The organism is Streptomyces endocoffeicus (assembly GCF_016741935.1).
Lineage (GTDB): Bacteria > Actinomycetota > Actinomycetes > Streptomycetales > Streptomycetaceae > Streptomyces > Streptomyces endocoffeicus.
The window spans coordinates 1-229 of record NZ_JAERRG010000261.1 but is presented as its reverse complement, the minus strand read 5'-3'; the positions used below and the strand labels follow the sequence as shown (position 1 = coordinate 229).

At 69.9% G+C, this 229-nt stretch carries 1 protein-coding gene; it reads right to left on the bottom strand.

The genetic code is table 11. The features are described 5' to 3' along the window. A partial coding sequence (locus JK364_RS54885) for an AMP-binding protein (RefSeq protein ID WP_307841758.1) occupies positions 1-209 on the bottom strand: 209 nt, incomplete at its 3' end. Between the last annotated feature and the right edge of the window lie 20 nt (positions 210-229).

The following is a 229-nucleotide window of genomic DNA, read 5'->3' as shown; positions in this document are numbered from 1 at the left end:
GTCTCCTCGGAGCACACCACCAGCACCGGCCCCGCATCCTCGACCATCCACCCGATCCGCTCCACCGGATACGCCGGATCCACCGGCACAAACCCCGCCCCCGCCTTGGCAATCCCCAGCAACACCGCCACCACATCCACCGACCGCTCCAACACCACAGCAACCAGATCACCCCGCCCCACACCCCGCGCGACCAGCACCCCCGCCACCCGGTCCGACCACTCCCTCA